Raw genomic sequence first — 19,099 nt, 5'->3', positions numbered from 1 at the left:
ACGTTACGAGGACTGCCGAGACCACCTCTTGGCGTCCTATGAGAATCTGAGGAGTCTTACGATGAAAACACGTGCCGCCGTCGCCTTCGAGGCCAAGAAGCCGCTCGAAATCGTCGAGGTCGATCTGGAGGGACCCAAGGCCGGCGAGGTCCTGGTCGAGATCAAGGCGACGGGCATCTGCCATACCGACGCCTATACGCTCGACGGCTTCGACAGCGAGGGCATTTTCCCGTCGATCCTGGGGCATGAGGGTGCGGGCATCGTCCGCGAGATCGGCCCCGGCGTGACCTCGGTGAAGCCGGGCGATCACGTCATCCCGCTTTACACGCCGGAATGCCGGCAGTGCAAAAGCTGCCTCAGCCGCAAGACCAATCTCTGCACCGCGATCCGTGCGACGCAGGGCAAGGGCGTGATGCCTGACGGCACCAGCCGTTTCTCCTACAAGGGCAAGCCGATCTACCACTACATGGGCTGCTCCACCTTCTCGAACTTCACCGTGCTGCCCGAGATCGCGGTTGCCAAGATCCGCGAGGACGCACCGTTCGACAAGAGCTGCTACATCGGCTGCGGCGTCACCACCGGCGTTGGCGCCGTGGTCAACACCGCCAAGGTCGAGCCCGGCGACAACGTGATCGTGTTCGGCCTCGGTGGCATCGGCCTCAACGTGATCCAGGGCGCCAAGATGGCCGGCGCCGACAAGATCATCGGCGTCGACATCAACGATTCCAAGGAGGAGTGGGGCAAGCGGTTCGGCATGACCCACTTCGTCAACCCGAAGAAGGTCACTGGCGACATCGTCCAGCACCTCGTCGGCCTCACCGATGGCGGCGCCGACTACACGTTCGACTGCACCGGCAACACCACGGTGATGCGCCAGGCGCTGGAAGCCTGCCATCGCGGCTGGGGCACCTCGATCATCATCGGCGTTGCCGAAGCCGGCAAGGAGATCGCCACCCGCCCGTTCCAGCTCGTCACCGGTCGCAACTGGCGCGGCACCGCCTTCGGCGGCGCGCGCGGCCGCACCGACGTGCCGAAGATCGTCGACTGGTACATGAACGGAAAGATCCAGATCGATCCGATGATCACCCACGTGCTCAAGCTCGAAGAGATCAACAAAGGCTTCGATCTCATGCACGAGGGCAAATCCATCCGTTCAGTCGTCGTGTTCTAGCTCGAAAGACATCACACCAAGGAGGATCGACCCATGACTGTTGCACTCCATCCCTCGATCGACAACGGCATCAAGCAAGGTAGCGGCAACTTCGCCGGCGGCACGCTGGTCTGCAAATGCACGGACCATCCGGTCAAGGTCGGCATCAAGGGCGACGTCGCCCACAACCACGCCTGCGGCTGCACCAAGTGCTGGAAACCGCAGGGCGCGACCTTCTCCGTCGTCGCCGTGGTGCCGCGCCAGAACGTCACCGTGCTCGAGAACGGCGACAAGCTCCAGATCGTCGACCCCTCGGCGGTGATCCAGCGCCACGCCTGCAAGGCCTGCGGCACGCACATGTACGGCCGCATCGAGAACAAGAACCACCCGTTCTACGGCCTCGACTTCATCCATCCCGAATTGTTCCAGGAGCAGGGCTCGCAGGCGCCGCAATTCGCCGCCTTCGTCTCCTCGGTGATCGAATCGGGCGTGAAGCCCGAGCAGATGTCAGGCATCCGCTCGCGGCTGAAGGAGATCGGGCTCGAGCCCTATGACTGCCTGTCGCCGGCACTGATGGACGCGATCGCGACCCATGTGGCGAAAGCCAAAGCCGCCTGAGAAGGCCGCCTGATCGGACCAGCCGAACCTTCGCCGGTCCCCCCATCCGCTCGTTGGCGCCTGCCGCCAGCGAGCCGGACCGGCCGCCGTCCCGGGACCAGCGCGGCGATGCTGCCGCTTCTGCACCAGACATGTATGAGGGCCATCAGTTCCTCAGTCCTGGTCTCTGAATGACTGCGCAGGCTGCCCGCTTCCTGCTTGAAGCTCGCGAAGCCTGCGTTTCTTCCTCCCTCGACTGAGGCATCCTGCTTCGTCCGCGCAGTTCCTGGCGGACGAAGCTTTTTTGCTTGGGACCGTGGCAGAGGCGCGTAGCGCAATGACCGCGCCCTGCTTTTGACAAACCACCGATGCAATCTTTTCCCGGTGAGAACACTCGGCTGTGAACGCCGGGTCGGAGCGATCCCTGCTACGGTCGCGCCGTCACGATGCTGCGCGAAGTACAATCAATCAAGAAGAAGACGGGAGTATCGAGCAAATCCAGACATCGCTATCCGCGCTCCTGCCTGCCTCCGGGATTTGCCCGCGCGGGACGACGGCGGAATGCGGCGAGACGACGCACGAACCGTCGCCACCGGCGTCGGCGGACTTTGAATTTGGCATGCTTATGAAGAGCGAGGGACGATCATGATCAAGGTGAAGATCAACGGCCAGGAACAGAGCTGGGACGGCGACCCGGACCTCCCGCTACTCTGGTTCCTGCGTGACGAGGCCGGGCTGACCGGCACCAAATACGGCTGCGGCCAGGCTCTGTGTGGCGCCTGCACGGTCATCGTCGACAAGCAGGCGGTGCGGGCCTGCATCACGTCCATCAACGACGTCGCCGGACGCGAGGTCACCACGATCGAGGGATTGCATCCCAACGGCGATCACCCGGTGCAGAAGGCCTGGCGTCAGGTCAACGTGCCCCAATGCGGCTTCTGCCAGGCCGGCCAGATCATGCAGGCTGCAGCCCTCCTGATGGACAACCCGAAACCCTCGCATGACCAGATCCGCGAGGCGATGTCGGGCAACATCTGCCGCTGCGGCTGCTACCAGCGCATCGAGAACGCCGTCCATCTCGCATCGACGGGAGTGTGACATGAACTTCATCGACAATCCCCGCAAGCTTCGCGGCTTCGAGAAGCATATCAGGGTCGAGAAGGTTTCGCGCCGCAGCATCCTGAAGGGGCTCGGCGTCACCGGTGGCTTCGTCCTCGCCGCCCCCGTGATGTCGCGCCAGGCGCTCGCCTATGAGACCGGTGCCGGCCAGATGCCGCACGGTGTCGTGGTCGATCCGCGCGTGTTCGTTTCGGTCGCCCCGGATGGCATCGTCACCATCATCGGGCACCGTTCGGAAATGGGCACCGGCGTGCGCACCAGCCTGCCGCTGATCGTGGCCGAGGAGATGGAAGCCGACTGGTCCAGGGTCAAGGTGCAGCAGGCCCATGGCGACGAGGTCAGGTTCGGCAACCAGGACACCGACGGCTCGCGCAGCACGCGGCACTATCTGATGCCGATGCGCCAGATCGGCGCCTCCGCCCGCACCATGCTGGAGCAGGCCGCGGCCAAGCGCTGGGGCGTACCGGCGACCGAGGTCAAGGCGGTCAACCACGAGGTCGTCCACAGTGCCAGCGGCCGCAAGCTGGGCTTCGGCGAGCTCGCAGCGGATGCGGCCAAGGAATCGGTGCCGAGCATCGAAGGCCTCAAGCTGAAGAACCCCAAGGACTTCCGCTATCTCGGCAAGGGTCAGGTCGGCATTGTCGATCTCCACGACATCACCACCGGCAAGGCGCGTTACGGCGCGGACGTCCGCTTGCCCGGCATGAAGTATGCCGTGATCGCGCGCCCGCCCGTCACGGGCGGCAAGCTGGTCTCGTTCGATCCGGAGGCGGCTCTCAAGATTCCCGGCGTCGAGAAGGTGATGCAGGTTCGCGGCTGGCCGTGGCCCTCGAAGTTCCAGCCGCTCGGCGGCGTCGCCGTGATCGCGCGCAACACCGGCGCGGCGATCAAGGGCCGCGACGCGTTGAAGCTGGTATGGGACGACGGTCCGAACGGCAAATACGACTCCGTCGCCTATCGCAAAGAGCTCGAGGAGGCCTCGCGCAAGCCCGGCCTCGTCCTGCGCAAGGAGGGCGATGCGGACGCCGCCCTAAAGGGGGCGGACAAGGTCATCGTCGGCGAATACTACGTCCCGCATCTCGCCCATGTCGCCATGGAGCCGCCGGTCGCGGTTGCCAACGTCAAGGGCGACAAGGCGGAGATCTGGGCGCCGGTGCAGAGTCCCGGCGGCACCCGCGAGGACGTCGCCAAGACGCTGGAGATCCCCGAAGGCAACGTCACCGTCAACGTGACGCTGCTCGGCGGTGGTTTCGGTCGCAAGTCGAAATGCGACTTTGCGCTCGAGGCCGCCCTGCTGTCCAAAGAGCTCGGCGCGCCGGTGAAGGTGCAGTGGACACGCGAAGACGACCTCCACAACGGCTTCGTGCACACCGTCTCGGTCGAGCGGATCGAGGCCGGTCTCGACAAGAGCGGCAAGGTGATTGCCTGGCGCCACCGCAGCGTGGCTCCCAGCATTGCCTCGACCTTTGAAGCCGGCACGGTGCATCAGGCCCCGTTCGAGATCGGCATGGGCCTCGTCGACATGCCGTTCGAGATCGCCAACATCTCGTGCGAGAATCCGGAAGCAGCCGCGCACACCCGCATCGGCTGGTTCCGCTCGGTCTCGAATATCCCGCGCGCCTTCGCGGTGCAATCGATGGTCGGAGAAATCGCGCAGGCAACCGGCCGCGACCAGAAAGACATGCTGCTCGAGCTGATCGGCTCGCCCCGCATCGTCAAGCCGAACGTGAAGGACCTCTGGAACTACGGCGAGCCCCAGGAGAGCTACCCGATCGATACCGCGCGCCTGCGCAAGGTGGTCGAACTGGTCGCCGAGAAGGGCGAGTGGGGGCGCAAGGTGCCGAAGGGCCACGGTCTCGGCATCGCCGTGCACCGCAGCTTCGTCAGCTACATCGCGACCGTCGTCGAGGTCGCCATCGACGACAAGGGCAAGCTGACCGTGCCGCGGGTCGACACCGCGATCGATTGCGGCACCTATGTCAACCCCGAACGCATCGCTTCGCAGATCGAGGGCGCGGCGATCATGGGGCTCAGTCTCGCCAAATACGGCGAGATCACCTTCAAGGACGGCAAGGTGCAGCAGAAGAATTTTGACGACTTCCAGGTCGTCAGGATGGACGATTCTCCTGTCGTGACCAACGTCTACATCGTGCCGCCCGCATCAGACACGCCGCCGAGCGGTGTCGGCGAGCCCGGCGTTCCCCCGTTCGCACCGGCCCTGATCAACGCGATCTTCGCGGCGACGGGAAAACGCATCCGCTCGCTTCCGATCGGCAAGCAATTGGAAGCGTGAGACGGAACACAAGCGGCCTCGCGCCGTTTGCATCGATCTGACAGGAGCAGATCGATGACCAACATCTCAAGGGCGCTCGCAGTCTCGTTGCTGTCGGGCGCCTTTCTTTTGACCACCGCCGGTGCGTTCGCGCAGGACAGCACGACTCCGCCGACAACGGCCACGCGCCCCGCCACGCCGGACCAGACTTCACTCCCCAACGCCAATGCCCCGCCCGCCTCCACCACGCAGACGACGGGACAGCACAACACGGATCCGAAGATCCGTGAGATGAACCAGAAGGAAAAGGACAAGGTCGAGCGCCAAGGGAAGTAGCGAGGGCCTTGTGTGCACACCATCGTGGCGACCACTGTCGGCGGTGCCAGTTGATGTGCCCTCTCCCCTTGTGGGAGAGGGCAGCCCCAAAAATGCGGCGGACGTTGCCGTCCGCCGCATTTACCACCCCCCTTGCTGCTCCGCTACTTTCGATCCGCCCGCGGAGCTATTTCTTCAGCGCGAAGACCCAGATGACCCCGCCTTGGGGCACATTGGCTTCGATGCCGATATTGTTGGTCACGAGTGCATCCTGGATGCGCTGTGCGTCCACGCCCCATCCCGACTGGATCGCGATGTACTGCGTGCCGTCGATCTCATAGGACACCGGCATGCCGACGATGCCGGAGTTGGTCTTCTGTTCCCACAGAAGTTCGCCGGTCTTGGCGTGGAAGGCTCGGAAGTTGCGGTCGTTGGTGCCGCCGACGAAGACGAGATCGCCCGCCGTCGCCGTGACGGAGCCGAACAGCTGCGACTTCGGGAAGTTGTGCTGCCACACCTTCTTGCCCGTGGAGGGATCCCAGGCCTGAAGCTCGCCGAAATGATCCGCGCCCGGCCTCGTCTTCAGGCCGATGTCCTCTGGCTTGGTGCCGAGCCAGAGCTCGCCCGGCTTGAGCGGGACCTTCTCGCCGGTGAATCCGCCGCAGAAATTCTCGTTGGCGGGCACGTAGACGAGGCCGGTCTTCTGGCTATAGGCGGCCGACGGCCAATCCTTGCCGCCCCACAGCGACGGACAGAACTCGACGCGTTTCCCGATGACTGGCTTGTGCGCGGGATCCACGATCGGCTTGCCGGTCTCGTCGATGCCCTTCCAGACGTCGGTATAGACGAACGGCCAGCCTGCGACATAGTTGATCTTGGTCGGCGTGCGCTCGAGCACCCAGAAGATCGCGTCGCGTCCCGGATGGACCAAGCTCTTGATGGTGCGACCGTTGCGTTGCAGATCGATCAGCATCGGGGCCTCGACCTCGTCCCAATCCCAGGAATCGTTCTGGTGATACTGGTGATAGGCCTTGATCTTGCCGGTGCCGGGATCGAGCGCGAGCACCGACGCAGTGTAGAGATTGTCGCCGGGATGGGTCTCGCCGGGCCACGGCGCCGCATTGCCGACGCCCCAATAGATCGTCTTGGTCTCCTTGTCGTAATTTCCGGTCATCCAGGCCGATCCACCGCCGTTCTTCCAGTCGTCGCCCTGCCAGGTGTCGTGACCGGGCTCGCCTTCGCCGGGGATGGTGTAGGTCCGCCACAACTCCTTGCCGTCCTTGGCATCATAAGCCACGATATAGCCGCGCACGCCGAACTCGCCGCCGGAGCCGCCGACGATGACCTTGCCGTCCACGATCAACGGCATCAGGGTCATGTACTGGCCCTTCCTGTAGTCCTGCACCTTGGTATCCCACAGCACTTTGCCGGTCTTGGCATCGAGCGCGACCACATGGTCGTCGGTGGTGGCGAGGTAGAGCTTGTCCTCCCACAGGCCGACGCCCCGGTTGGTCGGATGCAGCTGGAACAGATCGTCAGGAAGCTGCCGCTTGTAGCGCCAATATTCGTCGCCGGTCTTCGCGTTCAGCGCGATCACTTGCCCCATTGGAGTCGTCACGAACATCGCGCCATTGTTGACGATCGGCGGCGCCTGATGGCCTTCGACCACGCCGGTGGCAAAGGTCCAGACCGGCGTGAGGCTCTTCACGTTCGAGGTGTTGATCTGGTCGAGCGGACTGTAGCCCTGCCCGTCATAGGTGCGCCGATAGAGCATCCAATTGCTCGGCTCCGGATTCTCCAGCCGCTGCGCCGTGACCGGTGTGTAGTTCTCTATCGGGCCCGATACGGCGGCGGTCGAGGCGAGGCAGGTGAAGGCGACGAAGCCGGACAGTAACCATTGCTTCCTTGCCATGGAAGTTTTCATGGACGTTCCCCTTTTCATCCGTTTGAATTCTTGTTGTGAATTCTTGTCGTTCGTCCCGTCGTCCGCCCATCGGCGGAGGCGGCCTCTCGTGACGCGGGCATGGCCCGCAACGTCCATCATCCTGGCTGCGCGCCACCTACCTTTCCGACGAAATTGCCGGCGACGCTGAGTGATCCGTCAGCCAGTGTCAGAGGCAACGCCGCGAGCCGTCGCGGCGCCGGTCCGAACACGACCTGCGCGCCCGCGCGAGGGTCGTATTCGGAATTGTGGCACATGCACTTGAACACCTCCTTGTCGCCGACATCGCTCTTCACCCAGGCGGTGACGGGACAGCCCGCATGCGAGCAGATCGCCGAATAGGCGATGATGCCGTCGACAGCACGCGCGCGGGTTTTTTCGTCGAGCTCGGCGGGATCGAGCTTGATGATCAGGATCTCGTTGAGCCGCGAGGCGCTGCGCACCACCGATGTGTTGGGATCCTTCGGCCAGGCATGGACCGGCGGTCCGCCGGCATGCAGATCGGCCGCGGTAACGAGCTTTCCTTCCTGGTCACCTTCGGAGAAGACGAGCAGGTCGCCCCTCTGCGGCCGTTCGTCGGCGCCGGGCGGATCCTCGCCTGCACGCGCCGGCGGGGAGCAGCCGAGGCACGCCGTCGCCGCCAGCGCACCGAGCAGCACGGATCGCCGTGTCTGTTCGGCGTCCGCTTCGACGTCGGGTTCCGCAGCATTCTCGGAGGATGATGAATGGGTATCGAACGATGCGCGAGCCATGCCCGCTAGCAGGCGCTGGAACTCTGCCGAAATGAAGGCGAAGACTTGGCGCCGCAGTGCATCAATGTGGCTTCACTCTCTTTGATTGAATCAATCCCAGCGAGCAAGCGCGTTTTCGCAAATTCTACATCGCATCACGCGAACCGCATGATGATTTTGCAGATCAGACCGATGATGTTGGAATTGGTGCAGCGCGCCATCGCGGGATGCGAGCCGCGCGTTTCTCAGGCGGGCATCTGTGTTCAGGATCTGAGCACGTGACGCGGCGAAGCGATGCGGCCCGCAACGGTTGCCGACGCCATTTCGAAACTGTCGGCGATACGACGCGCCTTGTCGATGAACAACGCGGCCGCCGCCGGCGGGCAGACCTCGCGCGCGGTCTGTTCGAACAGATCGAGCCAGCGGTCGAAATGATCTCCCACCAGATTCAGCGGCAGATGCGCCCGCATCGGCGAGCCATGATAGCGGCCGCTCATCAGCACGACCGAGGACCAGAAATCCCGGAGCTTGGCGAGGTGCTCGTCCCAATTCTGCACGGTGGCGAAGACCGGACCAAGCAGCGCGTCCTCGCGCACGCGTCCGTAGAAGCGGGTGACGAGCTCCCCGATCATCTCCTCCGTGATCCCGGTGCGCTCGATCGCATCCTGGGTCAACAGGCTCCGCCGCGCGGCCGCCGCTTCGCGCTCGGCCTTCAGTCGATCCGACATGTCCTTGCTATCCGTTCCTTCTTCCCCTCTCCCCTTGTGGGAGGGTAGATCAATCGCGCTCCGCGCGATTGAGACGGGTGAGGGGTTCTCTCCGCGTGCTCCTCAAGCAGTTGCGCTTGCAGAGACGACCCCTCATCATCCGGCGCTTCGCGCCACCTTCTCCCACAAGGGGAGAAGGAAGGGCACCGACGACATTGTCGGGCCAGTTGCGCGCGGCGTCTTTGTCGCAGCGCAAAGTGCGGGATCCGGTGGCGAACGCGAAAGGCCCGCCGCCGGTCGCCCTGATCAGGCGCTGTAGGTGTAAAAGCCCTGCCCGGTCTTGCGCCCGAGATGGCCGGCATCGACCATCTCTTTCAGCAACGGGGCTGGCCGATATTTGGGATCGTTGAAGCCTTTGTAAAAGACCTCCATCACCGAAAGCATGGTGTCGAGCCCGACGAGATCGGCGAGCGCCAGTGGCCCGATCGGATGGTTGCAGCCGAGCTTCATGCCGGCGTCGATCTCTTCCGCCGTTGCGATGCCCTCCTGGAGCGCGAAGATCGCTTCGTTGATCATCGGGCACAGGATGCGGTTGACGGCGAAACCCGGGCTGTTCTTCGCCGTGATCGCCACCTTGCCGACGCGCTTGGCGAAATCGAGCGCCTTGGCATGGGTGTCGTCCGAGGTCTGCAAGCCGCGGATGAGTTCCAGCAGCGCCATCACCGGCACCGGGTTGAAGAAGTGCATGCCGATGAACCGGTCGGGACGATCGGTCGCCGCAGCGAGCTTGGTGATCGAGATCGACGACGTGTTGGTCGCGACCAGCGTGCGCGGCGACAGCTTGGCGCAGAGATCCTGCAGGATCTTGACCTTGAGCTCCTCGTTCTCGGTCGCGGCCTCGATGACCAGATCGCAATCCGACAGCTTCGACCGGTCGGTGGTGCCGGTGATGCGCTTGAGCGTCGCCTCGCGGTCGGCCGCCGACATCTTGTCCTTCTTGACCAGGCGCTCGAGGCTGCCGCCGACGGTCGAAAGGCCGCGGTTCACCGCCGCATCGGAAATGTCGACCATCACGACCGAAAGCCCGGCCGCGGCGCAGACCTGCGCGATGCCGTTCCCCATGGTCCCTGCCCCGATGATGCCAACCGTCTGGATCATTGCGTCACATCCTTCTCATGCTGCAGCCGATGCCAGCATGGCCCGGCGCCTTTGTTTCCGCATCAGGTCTAGCACCGCCGCAAGACGGCTGCGACCCGATCCTGCCCCTCCCTTAAAGCATTCATGGACGGAATAAAGCGCCTGAGGGGCTTCAAACACCGGCCTCGGGCGCCCGGAGGCCGGTTTGCGGCCTCCATGCCCTCCCGCGGCAGCCCAGTCGGGTCTTGATTATGGCAGCCGCAACGGCCAGAACGCACGTCGCGGGAGCCCCGCGGAACGGAGTTGCCTGAGGCCGGATGAACGACTTTGCACGATCTATCGGCTCCGCCCTCACCCTGATCGCCGAGGCCGACGCCGAGCTGCTCGGCATCGTCGCATTGTCGGTGCGGGTCAGCCTGACCGCCAGCATCGTCGCGCTCCTGATCGGCGCACCGCTGGGAGCCCTGCTTGCGATCACCCGCTTCCGGGGACGTCAGGTTATCATCGTCGTGACCAATGCGCTGCTCGGCCTTCCGCCGGTCGTGGTCGGGCTCGCCCTCTATCTCCTGCTGTCGCGGTCCGGTCCGCTCGGGGCGGCGGGCTTGCTGTTCACGCCGGCCGCCATGGTGATTGCGCAGACGTTGCTCGCCACGCCGATCGTGGTGGCGCTGGTGCACCGGCCGGCGAGCCTGCTGTGGGCGGAGTATGGCGACCTGGCGCGGATCGACGGGCTATCGACACTGCGCAGCATCGGCCTGCTGTTCGCGCTCGGGCGAACCTCGCTGCTGACGGCCTTTCTCGCGGCGTTCGGGCGCGCCATTGCGGAAGTCGGCGCCATCATCGTCGTCGGCGGCAACATCCGCGGCTTCACCCGCACGATGACGACGGCGATCGCACTGGAAACCAGCAAGGGCGACCTGCCGCTGGCGCTCGGACTCGGGCTGATCCTGCTGGCGCTCAGCATCGCGGTATCGACCGTCGCCTTCGTGCTAGTGGGACGCGTTGGGGAAAAATAGCTGCTCGCCGCCGACCTTGTACCCGGCGATCGCGTCCTGCCCCTTCGGCGAAACCAGCCAGTCGATGAAGGCCTGCCCGTCCTTTGCCTTCACGCTCGGATGCTTTTCAGGATTCACCAGCATGACGCCGTACTGGTTGAACAGCCGCTTGTCACCCTCGGTCAGGATGGCGAGTTCGCCACGGTTCTTGAACGACAGCCAGGTGCCGCGGTCCGACAGAAGATAGGCGTTCGACGACGAGGCCATGTTCAGCGCAGGGCCCATGCCCTGACCGATTTCCCGGTACCAGTTGTCCTTGCCGGCATTGAGGTCAACGCCAGCCTCTTTCCATAGCCTCAACTCGGCCGCATGCGTGCCGGACTTGTCGCCGCGCGAGATGAACGGCGCCTTGGCCGCCGCGATCTTGCGCAGCGCGTCCGCGACATCCTTGCCGCCGGCGATCTTCGCGGGGTCGCTCTTGGGGCCGATGATGACGAAGTCGTTGTACATGACGTCGAAGCGCTTCACGCCCTGCCCTTCGGACATGAACTTGTCTTCGGCAGCACGGTCATGGACGAACACCACGTCGGCATCGCCGCGCCGCCCGATATCCAGCGCCTGGCCGGTGCCGACGGCGACGACCTTGACGCTGATGCCCTCGTCCCTAGAGAACAGAGGCAGCAAATGGCCGAACAGCCCCGACTGCTCCGTCGAGGTCGTCGAGGCCACAGTGATGGTGCGATCCTGTGCGAATGCAATGGCGGACCAGAGCAGAACCGCTCCGATGGTGGCAAGCTTCCTCATGCGCCGTCCTCGACCAGACAATGACGGTCCTCAATAGCCGCGGGCAACGACGACGGGAACCCCGACATTAGGCCGCAACGAGAGTTGATGCGCGCGGTGCACCTCGTCTGGCAGAACAAGCGCGCCGGCGCAGGCCAGGCGCGCCCGCAAAATAAAGAGCGAGAAAACAACCCCATGCACAGTAGCGATGGGGTTGAAAGGCTTGAGGATTTTCGGTCTTGCCGAAGACGCGCTTGCGGCGTCGGGCAAAACAGGGGTATTATTACAACATCGGCGGCTGTGGCGGTTCGCAACCCGGGCGGATGCGAGTGCCCCTTCACCTTTTCCTGCACGCGCGGCCCCCATCCTCCCCTGGAGGGCGCGGCGAGTCTCGGCTCGCTTCCTGTTCGGCGCACTCTATGAAGCGCGCGCGCAAGATCGCGGGTCGCAATCCTGCAACATGCCGTCGCGCATCCAACAGATCTGGCGTGGTTACTGCTCCACTAACTTTGACGACCTGACGTTGCACCGGAAACACACTGCGCATCCTTCCCAATGCGCGGCAATGATCTGCATTGACCGGTCACCGGCAGCCACATACCGTAACAACCACGATCCGCTGTCGATGATGCTTGGCAATCTGCCATCCGGGGCACAGCAAGACAACAAGGGCTGTGCGCCATGCGCGAATGCATCGGGGCTGCAACGTCTTCACGGCAATCGAACGGCGATCAGGGCAGACATCCACATCGCCCTTCGTCCTTCGGAGGCAAGCGATCTGCGTTCCTTCGCCTGCTGTCAATGAGCGCCTCGGCGGCCGCGCTCTCGATGCTCTTGCCGGGCGCAACGGCGGCGCAGACCTGGACCGGTGCGACCAGCAATGACTGGACGGTGGGCACGAACTGGACGGGCGGAACTCCCCCGGTTGCCGGGGGCGCCGTCAACATTGCGCCCGGTTCAACCGTGGTCCTCGGCGTCAACCCTGGCGCGGTCGGTGCGACCGGCAACATGACTGTTCGCACGGCTGCCGGCCTCACGACGAGCCTCACGATCCAGAACGGCAGCACGTTGACGAGCACTGGCAGTGTTTCGATGGGCGATCTCCCAGATGGTACAGCCATCATCACAGTGACGGGGGGAGGCTCGCGGTGGAACACCACGGCGGTGACCGTCGGCACCTCCGGCACAGGCATCGTCAACATTACGGACGGCGCGACCGTCGTCGCGACGAATCGAATCATCCTCGCCACGCCAGCCGCCGGACGCACAGGCATTCTCAACATCAGCGGCGGCACGCTGCAGACGGGCAGCGTTTCGGTCAACAGTGCAGCCAGTCAGGCGACCTACGACAACGCCGTCGTGCGCGCGATAACCAACCATGCGAGCTTCTTCGGCGGAACAGTCAGCCAGCACGGCATCGCCGCAGGCGGGCTGACATTCGACACCAACGGGTTCGACGTCGGCACGCTCGGATTCAGCGGTGTCGGCGGGCTCACGAAAACAGGCGTCGGGACCTTCACATTGGGTGGCGCGAGTACGTTCACCGGGCAAACGGTGATTCAGCAAGGCACGCTCGCGCTGGCGGGCGCCGGCTCCGACGATGCACTCGCCAATTCAAGCCGCATCGTGGCCAACGCGACCTTCGACATTTCGGGCATCGTCGGCACCTCCCACATCAGGAGCCTGGCAGGAACTGGCACGGTCGCACTCGGTACGAAGGCGCTGGCGATCACGAATGCAACTGACACGTTCGCGGGCACAATCAATGGCACAGGCGGCCTGACGGTGACAGGTGGCGTGCAGACGCTCTCCGGCGCCAACGGCTACACCGGCGCAACCACCATCGCCGGAGGCACGCTGCGCGCCGGCGCGGCGGGCGCCTTCAGCGCCGCGTCCGCCTATGTCGCGGCCGCCGGCGGAACATTCGACCTCGACGGCTTCAACCAGACAATCGCATCGCTGGACAATGCCGGCCTGGTGCGAACCGGCGGCGCGCCGGGGACGACGCTGACGGTGACCGGCAATTACACCGGCAACGGCGGCACGGTTCTGCTCAACACCGCGCTCGGCGGCGACGGCTCGATCACTGATCGACTGGTCGTGCAGGGAGCCACGTCTGGCACATCCACCCTGCGCATCGCCAATATCGGCGGCAGCGGTGCGCAAACGGTGGAAGGCATCAAGGTGATCGACATCGCCGGTGCCTCGAACGGCAATTTTGCCTTGCAGGGCGACTACGTCATCAACGGCCAGCAGGCTCTGGTCGGCGGCGCCTATGCCTACACGTTGCAGAAGAACGGAGTTGGTACGCCGGCGGACGGCGATTGGTATCTGCGCTCCAGCCTGATCGACCCACTGGGGCCGGCCGCCGCCGGACCGCTCTATCAGGCCGGCGTCCCCCTGTACGAGAACTACGCACAGGTGCTGCTCGGCATGAATCAAGCGCCGAGCCTTCGAGAGCGCGTCGGCAACCGTTACTGGGGCGGCAGCGAGGCGATGGCGCGCGCGGGAATCGATACCGCGCAGACCACGGACGGCTCATGGACGCAATCGGCCTTCTGGGGCCGCATCGAGGGCGGGCAGTCCAAGCTGCGGCCGTCCAACACGACCGGCTCGACCTATGATTCCGACGAGATGAAAGCGCAGGTCGGCCTCGATGGCGCCGCGCTCGACAACGCGCGCGGCCGGCTGATCGTCGGCCTCACTGCGCAATACGGCCTGACCACGGCCTTCGTCAATTCAGTGTTCGGCAACGGCCGCATCCGTGCACAAGGAACGGGCGTCGGCGCCACCGCGACCTGGTACGGCCATGATGGCTTCTATGTCGACGGACAGGCGCAGACCATGTTCTACCGCGGCGACCTGTCATCGGCGCTTGTGGGCAGCATGACGCATGGCAATGAAGGCTTCGGATACGCCTTCAGTGTCGAGGGCGGCAAGCGCATCGCGATCGGCAACGGCTTCTGGCTGGCGCCGCAGGCGCAGCTTGCCTACTCGAAGGTCGGCTTCGATGCGTTCACCGACCGCTTCGGCGCGCTGGTCTCGCTCGGCAATGCCGACAGCCTGCTCGGCCGTCTCGGGCTGTCGCTCAATCATCAGCGCACCTGGAACGACGGCACGGGCATCGTCCGCTCCGACCTCTACGCCATCGGCAATCTGCACTACGAGTTCCTGGGCGGCACCAGGATCGATGTCGCCGACACCGGATTCGCGAGCGGCCACGACCGCCTGTGGGGCAGCATCGGCGGCGGCGGCACTTATGGATGGGCGAACGGCCGCTATGCCGTGTTCGGCGAGATCACCTACCGCGCGAGCGTTGATGATCCCGCTGACAATCACGGCTACAGGGGCACCGGCGGCTTCCGCATCGTTTGGTAAGCTTGCGGCGCAATCTCGATCCGATGGCGTCGCCATATGCGCATTGGATGCGCGGATGTTCTGCAATTGGTCCTGCCTACATTGACACGGGTGTGACGGCCGGGGCAGGTTTTCGCATTGCTGGCGAATCAGCGATTGCCTCACGCCGAGTACACCTTGGACAACTCCCAGTGCTTTCGAGACTGATATCGTTGCTGCGCCGCATCCCTGCGGTGAACTGGGCGTTTACCCGACTTCGGCCCTTGCCGCACAGCAACAGCATTGACCTCGCGCCGGTCACCACAGGTGCGTCGGCCGCCATCATCGAAGATGTCGCCGCCACTGCTCAAGCTCCAATCGCCGAGATCAGCACCGACCCGGTGCGCGACGACGCTGCCCCCGCCACCCAGGCTCCGGCCGCGGATACGGCTGTGTCTGTCGTCGCGGAGAATCCGTCCGACGATATCCGTATAAGCGACGACTCATCTCCGGAGGCAGTGACAGAAGTCGAGGCGCCCGAGACGCCGCCAGTCGCCGAGGAGGTCCTGATTTCACCGACCGACGCGGAGAACGAGCCGGTTGCGGACGCTGATCTCGCCATCATTGGCGATGCATCTCCCGCCGAAATCGTTTCCGTCGTCGTAGAAGAGGTTGTGGTTTCATCATCAGACGTTGCGACCGCTTCGACTGACGTCCCTGGTGCCGTTATCGAGGCCGCCCCCTCGCCCGACGTTTCCGCCGAGGTCGAAACGGTCGCCGTCGAAGCAATCCCGGTCCTGCTCGGCGACGCCAACAACGTCGCGCCTGACGTTTCTGAAGCCGGAGCCGACAGCGACCCGGCGCACGCCGTCGAGGTCGCGCCGGCCCCTGAAAACGATGTCCCGCTCGCCACAGCCGTTGCGACAGCGGCCAACGAGTCAGCCAGCGTCGCCACCGAGATCGAACCGGCTCCGCCGCTCGAGTCTCCTGCTCCGGAGATCCGCAGGGCACCGAAAGCTCGCGCGAGAGCCGCGGAGCCCGCCGATCGCGCCGCGCTGATCCGGCAGCGCTGGGCGGAGACCGGAATCCGTATGTGGAATCCGCGGCTTCACGGCAACGGCGAGGCCACGCTGAACATCCAGGGAAGCGTCGGGCTGCTGCCGCCGGCACCCGGCGAGACAATGCCGCGCTACGACAAGCTGGAATTCAGGATGCTCGGCGGACAGATCGTCTGCGAGGGCGTCATCGTCGAGGCACCCGCGCAGGCGAGCCATCGCAGCTTTACGCGACTCGCCGAGCCGCGGAACATCGACCGCGTCCGTGAACCGACGCGGGAGCGTCAGGCTGTTCTCGCCTGATCCTTTCTTCTGCGACCACGCTCCCGATGTGCTAGCCTGAAGTCCCGACATGGGAGATCGCACATGCGCGCAAGGCCGTTGCTTCTGGTCGTGATCGCCTTCTCCATCTCACAGCCAGCGCTCGCCGCCGGCAAACGGCCGCGTCCCGCAGCCATGGCCATTCCCGCCACCGATCCGGCCGCGCCCTATAAGGCCGATCGGCTCTCTTCCTCGCGCGGAGAGACGATCCTCGACACGCCCGGCCAGACCACCGTGCTGACGCGGCAGGTGCTCGACGACAAGAAGGCAACCAGCCTTCGGGACGCCATGCGCTCGACCGCCGGCGTGACGATCGGGCGCTGAAGCATACACGTTCGAGCGACGGCAACCGGCCGATCAAAACGACAAGCACCGGGACGCGCGCACCGGCCAGCACCATGGTCAGCGGGCTGTAGCTGCGGCGGACAGCTTGGCCGAGAACACTTGCCCTTGGCGCTGGATACCCTTAACGCGGCCTCACCAATTGCACGCGGCCGGAAAGTCCTGAGGTAGCGCGCAACCTGTGCTGGCCTTCCGCGCGCCGCCCGATCTAACGCGCCCTTTACCCGCGCCGTGCAAGATCGCCCGCGTTTTCAGGGGATCCGGGGCTCGTATTTCAATGCCTGTTGCCGATTTGAAGTCTCATCTTGCCGCCGCAACGCGGCTGTTTCGCGTACCGGCCGATAACCCGGACCTGACGCGTGCGCAGTTCGACGCGTTCTCCAAGCAGATCCCGCTGCTCTACTTCATCCTTATCAGCAACACGATCGCGGTGGCCTATACGTATGTGAACGTGGCGCCGGACTGGCTGACGATGATCGTGCCGAGCGCGCTGACCGTGCTCGCAGGCTTGCGGACCTTCTGGTGGCTGCGCCAGCGCCGCTGCGTGCGCAGCGATGCCGACATCCTGCGCAATCTGCGCGCCACCAACTGGCTGACCTTGCCGATCGGCGCCGGCTTCACCGCCTGGTCCTTCGCGCTCTACCCCTACGGCGATCCCTTCGCCAAGAGCCAGGTCGCCTTCTACATGGCGGTCACCGTGATCGGCTGCATCTTCTCGCTGATGCATCTGCGTTCGGCAGCGTTGATCGTGACGCTGATCGTCGACGTGCCCTATGTGCTGTTCTTCTTCGCCACGGGCGAACCGACGCTGAAGGCGATCGCGGTCAACAACCTCCTGGTTTCCGGCGCGATGGTAACGGTGCTGTTCATCTACTACCGCGACTTCGCCGATCTCGTCGCCAGCCGCAAATCGCTGCTGGCGCAACAGGCGGCGACACAGGCACTCTCGGACGAGAACTTTCGCCTTGCCAATCTCGACACCCTCACCGAGCTGCCGAACCGCCGCCGCTTCTTCGCCGAATTGTCGAGTGCCTTCGCAGATGCCGAGCGCAGGAACGTTCGCGTCGCGGTCGGCATCATCGATCTCGACGGGTTCAAACCGATCAACGACAATTACGGCCACTCGGTCGGCGACCGCGTCCTGATCGAGGCGGGCCGGCGCATCCGCGAGGTCTGCGAGGGCTTTGGCCCGCAGCGCGTGGAGTTCGCCCGGCTCGGCGGCGACGAGTTCGGCCTCATCGTGTGCGGCGACCCAGACGATGCGGATCTGATGCGGCTGGGCGAACGCATCGGCGGCCAGGTCAAGCTGCCTTACCAGCTCGATACCGCCCACACCGGGCTGTCGTGCTCGATCGGATTCGCATCGTTTCCGGACTCTGCGGCCACGTCGGAAGCACTATACGAGTGCGCCGACTACTCGCTCTATCACGCCAAGCGCAATCTGCGCGGCCGCACCGTGATCTTCTCGAGCGAGCTCGAGGCCGAGATCCGCAGTCGCGGAGTCATCGAGAACCTGCTGCGCACGGCCGATTTCAGCACCGAGATGGATCTGGTGTTCCAGCCGATCGTCGACGCCATGAGCGAGCACACCGCCGGGTTCGAGGTTCTCGCGCGCTGGCACAGCACTCGGCTCGGCATGGTTTCCCCGGCCGATTTCATTCCGGCCGCCGAGCGTATCGGTCTGATCCGGCCGCTGACGCAGGCGCTGCTGGTGCGCGCGCTCGCCATCGCCAGGACGTGGCCCGATCACATCCGCCTGTCGTTCAACCTCTCCGCCCACGATGTCTGCGCGGCGGAAGGCATTTTGCCGTTGATCTCCATCGTCGAGAAGAGTGGGTTGCCGCCGCATCGGATCGACTTCGAAATCACCGAGACCGCCGTGACCTTCGACTTCGTGCGCGCGCAGCAGTCGATCGCGACGCTGAAGGCGATGGGCTGCGGGATTTCGCTTGACGATTTCGGCACCGGCTATTCGTCGCTGAGCCACGTCCACCGGCTGCCGCTCGACAAGATCAAGGTCGACCGCAGCTTCGTCGCCGACATCAACGAAAATCCCGTCAGCCACAAGATCATCAAGTCGCTCACGGGCCTGTGCGACGACATGGAGATCGCCTGCGTCGTCGAGGGAGTCGAGACCCGCGCCCAGCTCGACAGCTTGCGCCGGCTCGGCTGTGACTTCATCCAGGGTTACTATTTCGCAAAGCCCATGCCGGCCGATGCGATCCGCGACTATCTGGCGAAGGAAAGCCAGCGCCTCGAAGGCACCGGGGCGAAGGTCGTGGCCTGAAGCATGATCC

The 19,099-nt window shown here is 64.6% G+C and carries 16 protein-coding genes; 11 read left to right on the top strand and 5 right to left on the bottom strand.

The annotated features are described in order from the left end of the window. Window positions 1-61: 61 nt before the first annotated feature. The 5 genes from IVB23_RS32990 to IVB23_RS32970 all read left to right on the top strand — a co-directional run bounded on the left by IVB23_RS32990 (window position 62) and on the right by IVB23_RS32970 (window position 5,474). Window positions 62-1,171 carry an S-(hydroxymethyl)glutathione dehydrogenase/class III alcohol dehydrogenase gene (locus tag IVB23_RS32990; protein WP_061883481.1) on the top strand — a complete coding sequence of 370 codons (1,110 nt, stop codon included), beginning with the start codon at window positions 62-64 and terminating at the stop codon, window positions 1,169-1,171. Between the two features lie 33 nt (window positions 1,172-1,204). Continuing rightward, a complete protein-coding gene (gene gfa / locus IVB23_RS32985; protein ID WP_061883482.1) occupies window positions 1,205-1,768 on the top strand; it encodes an S-(hydroxymethyl)glutathione synthase in 564 nt (187 codons plus the stop codon). A 624-nt stretch (window positions 1,769-2,392) separates the two neighbouring features. After that, a complete protein-coding gene (locus IVB23_RS32980; protein ID WP_061883483.1) occupies window positions 2,393-2,845 on the top strand; it encodes a (2Fe-2S)-binding protein in 453 nt (150 codons plus the stop codon). Between the two features lies 1 nt (window position 2,846). After that, a complete protein-coding gene (locus IVB23_RS32975) occupies window positions 2,847-5,159 on the top strand; it encodes a molybdopterin cofactor-binding domain-containing protein (protein WP_247801335.1) in 2,313 nt (770 codons plus the stop codon). A gap of 54 nt (window positions 5,160-5,213) precedes the next feature. Beyond that, a complete protein-coding gene (locus IVB23_RS32970) occupies window positions 5,214-5,474 on the top strand; it encodes a hypothetical protein (RefSeq protein ID WP_061883485.1) in 261 nt (86 codons plus the stop codon). Window positions 5,475-5,640: 166 nt separating this feature from the next. Here the strand turns inward: IVB23_RS32970 and IVB23_RS32965 are convergent, their stop codons facing one another. The 4 genes from IVB23_RS32965 to IVB23_RS32950 all read right to left on the bottom strand — a co-directional run bounded on the left by IVB23_RS32965 (window position 5,641) and on the right by IVB23_RS32950 (window position 9,991). After that, a complete protein-coding gene (locus IVB23_RS32965; RefSeq protein ID WP_247805005.1) occupies window positions 5,641-7,365 on the bottom strand; it encodes a methanol/ethanol family PQQ-dependent dehydrogenase in 1,725 nt (574 codons plus the stop codon). Window positions 7,366-7,493: 128 nt separating this feature from the next. Beyond that, window positions 7,494-8,147, bottom strand: coding sequence for a Rieske (2Fe-2S) protein (locus IVB23_RS32960; RefSeq protein ID WP_061883486.1), 654 nt, complete (start codon window positions 8,145-8,147; stop codon window positions 7,494-7,496). Between the two features lie 242 nt (window positions 8,148-8,389). Next, window positions 8,390-8,854 (bottom strand): group III truncated hemoglobin, encoded by a 465-nt coding sequence (locus tag IVB23_RS32955; RefSeq protein WP_061883487.1) that lies wholly within the window; start codon window positions 8,852-8,854, stop codon window positions 8,390-8,392. Between the two features lie 285 nt (window positions 8,855-9,139). After that, entirely contained in the window at window positions 9,140-9,991 is an 852-nt protein-coding gene (locus IVB23_RS32950) for a 3-hydroxybutyryl-CoA dehydrogenase (protein WP_247801334.1), read from the bottom strand. Window positions 9,992-10,287: 296 nt separating this feature from the next. On the opposite strand from IVB23_RS32950, the gene IVB23_RS32945 reads away from it, so the two are divergent. Next, window positions 10,288-10,986: an ABC transporter permease gene (locus tag IVB23_RS32945; RefSeq protein ID WP_061883489.1), complete on the top strand. Its 699-nt coding sequence runs from the start codon at window positions 10,288-10,290 to the stop codon at window positions 10,984-10,986. On the opposite strand, the gene IVB23_RS32940 is transcribed toward IVB23_RS32945, so the two are convergent. Further along, window positions 10,960-11,769, bottom strand: a complete 810-nt coding sequence (locus IVB23_RS32940) for a substrate-binding domain-containing protein (RefSeq protein WP_197968714.1) — start codon at window positions 11,767-11,769, stop codon at window positions 10,960-10,962. The two genes, IVB23_RS32945 and IVB23_RS32940, sit on opposite strands and share 27 nt — an antisense overlap. Window positions 11,770-11,956: 187 nt before the next feature. On the opposite strand from IVB23_RS32940, the gene IVB23_RS32935 reads away from it, so the two are divergent. The 5 genes from IVB23_RS32935 to IVB23_RS32915 all read left to right on the top strand — a co-directional run bounded on the left by IVB23_RS32935 (window position 11,957) and on the right by IVB23_RS32915 (window position 19,089). Beyond that, window positions 11,957-12,553, top strand: a complete 597-nt coding sequence (locus IVB23_RS32935; RefSeq protein ID WP_197968713.1) for a hypothetical protein — start codon at window positions 11,957-11,959, stop codon at window positions 12,551-12,553. Beyond that, complete coding sequence (locus tag IVB23_RS32930; RefSeq protein ID WP_247801333.1) at window positions 12,550-15,126, top strand: autotransporter outer membrane beta-barrel domain-containing protein; 2,577 nt, start codon at window positions 12,550-12,552, stop codon at window positions 15,124-15,126. The genes IVB23_RS32935 and IVB23_RS32930 overlap by 4 nt, the downstream gene beginning before the upstream one ends. A gap of 191 nt (window positions 15,127-15,317) precedes the next feature. Next, entirely contained in the window at window positions 15,318-16,442 is a 1,125-nt protein-coding gene (locus IVB23_RS32925; protein ID WP_247801332.1) for a hypothetical protein, read from the top strand. Between the two features lie 63 nt (window positions 16,443-16,505). Continuing rightward, complete coding sequence (locus IVB23_RS32920) at window positions 16,506-16,784, top strand: TonB-dependent receptor plug domain-containing protein (RefSeq protein ID WP_061883493.1); 279 nt, start codon at window positions 16,506-16,508, stop codon at window positions 16,782-16,784. Between the two features lie 295 nt (window positions 16,785-17,079). Next, window positions 17,080-19,089: an EAL domain-containing protein gene (locus tag IVB23_RS32915; protein ID WP_247801331.1), complete on the top strand. Its 2,010-nt coding sequence runs from the start codon at window positions 17,080-17,082 to the stop codon at window positions 19,087-19,089. Window positions 19,090-19,099: the final 10 nt, after the last annotated feature.

Source organism: Bradyrhizobium sp. 191, from assembly GCF_023100985.1.
GTDB classification, from domain to species: Bacteria; Pseudomonadota; Alphaproteobacteria; order Rhizobiales; family Xanthobacteraceae; genus Bradyrhizobium; species Bradyrhizobium diversitatis.
The sequence above is the reverse complement of the archived record's forward strand: the minus strand, read 5'-3'. Positions and strand labels throughout refer to the sequence as shown.

Coding starts and splice junctions, on each gene's coding strand:
- IVB23_RS32920 (WP_061883493.1), top strand. CDS start 16,506: ATGCGCGCAAGGCCGTTGCTTCTGGTCGTGATCGCCTTCTCCATCTCA.
- IVB23_RS32965 (WP_247805005.1), bottom strand. CDS start 7,365: ATGGCAAGGAAGCAATGGTTACTGTCCGGCTTCGTCGCCTTCACCTGC.
- IVB23_RS32915 (WP_247801331.1), top strand. CDS start 17,080: ATGCCTGTTGCCGATTTGAAGTCTCATCTTGCCGCCGCAACGCGGCTG.
- IVB23_RS32930 (WP_247801333.1), top strand. CDS start 12,550: ATGAGCGCCTCGGCGGCCGCGCTCTCGATGCTCTTGCCGGGCGCAACG.
- IVB23_RS32970 (WP_061883485.1), top strand. CDS start 5,214: ATGACCAACATCTCAAGGGCGCTCGCAGTCTCGTTGCTGTCGGGCGCC.
- IVB23_RS32940 (WP_197968714.1), bottom strand. CDS start 11,769: ATGAGGAAGCTTGCCACCATCGGAGCGGTTCTGCTCTGGTCCGCCATT.
- IVB23_RS32945 (WP_061883489.1), top strand. CDS start 10,288: ATGAACGACTTTGCACGATCTATCGGCTCCGCCCTCACCCTGATCGCC.
- IVB23_RS32960 (WP_061883486.1), bottom strand. CDS start 8,147: ATGGCTCGCGCATCGTTCGATACCCATTCATCATCCTCCGAGAATGCT.
- gfa (WP_061883482.1), top strand. CDS start 1,205: ATGACTGTTGCACTCCATCCCTCGATCGACAACGGCATCAAGCAAGGT.
- IVB23_RS32935 (WP_197968713.1), top strand. CDS start 11,957: ATGGGGTTGAAAGGCTTGAGGATTTTCGGTCTTGCCGAAGACGCGCTT.
- IVB23_RS32980 (WP_061883483.1), top strand. CDS start 2,393: ATGATCAAGGTGAAGATCAACGGCCAGGAACAGAGCTGGGACGGCGAC.
- IVB23_RS32990 (WP_061883481.1), top strand. CDS start 62: ATGAAAACACGTGCCGCCGTCGCCTTCGAGGCCAAGAAGCCGCTCGAA.
- IVB23_RS32975 (WP_247801335.1), top strand. CDS start 2,847: ATGAACTTCATCGACAATCCCCGCAAGCTTCGCGGCTTCGAGAAGCAT.
- IVB23_RS32955 (WP_061883487.1), bottom strand. CDS start 8,854: ATGTCGGATCGACTGAAGGCCGAGCGCGAAGCGGCGGCCGCGCGGCGG.
- IVB23_RS32950 (WP_247801334.1), bottom strand. CDS start 9,991: ATGATCCAGACGGTTGGCATCATCGGGGCAGGGACCATGGGGAACGGC.